The organism is Shewanella sp. ZOR0012, assembly GCF_000798835.1.
Classification (GTDB): Bacteria; Pseudomonadota; Gammaproteobacteria; order Enterobacterales; family Shewanellaceae; genus Shewanella; species Shewanella xiamenensis.
In genome coordinates this window covers 1-623 of record NZ_JTLE01000072.1, presented here as the reverse complement: position 1 = coordinate 623, position 623 = coordinate 1, and the positions used below count along the sequence as shown (strand labels likewise).

Sequence of the window (623 nt, the reverse complement as noted above, 5' to 3'; positions counted from 1 at the left end):
TACATACAGATAGTTAACTGTGCGCGTTTTTACTGGTCTAACGTGATAAACGCGCATGCGCACGAATAAAATGTTATGCCTTAGTGAGTATGTGCTCCAAACTATGAAACCAAGTACGCCAGCGGAAATGTCGTTTACGCGAGAATCAGTGATCCAAATGCTTGGATGGGGCGCAACCCCAGAAGCATCCCCATACTCGCACAGGCAGATCGCAGAATGGTGCGATAGGTTCTGGTGTCAGTATCTCGATGTTGATGCCGATCCAGAAATTGAGAAAATAGCGGGGACAGCCATATCTTTTTGTGTTTTTCAGCACCTTCACCTAGGCTTTAAATTATCCTGATTTTGTCTGTGTGGAGTTTGCTATGACTTCGGCCAGAAGACAGCTAATTGATGCTAATGCAACGCCCTTCTATCACGTGATAAATCGCTGTGTTCGCAGGGCTTTTTTGTGCGGTGAGGATAAGTTTTCAGGGCGCAGTTACGAGCATCGACGTGGCTGGATTGTTGATAAAATCAAAGCCTTGTCTGCGATATTTTGTGTGGATATTTGCGCTTACGCGGTGATGAGCAATCACTATCATTTAGTGCTTAAAATAGATGTCGATAAGGCCAAATCCTTA

1 pseudogene is annotated in these 623 nt (G+C 44.6%); it reads left to right on the top strand.

Annotated features, from left to right (window positions below):
• Positions 1-365 precede the first annotated feature (365 nt).
• Positions 366-623 (top strand): annotated as a pseudogene (locus L976_RS01625) (alpha-amylase family glycosyl hydrolase); the annotation flags it as partial.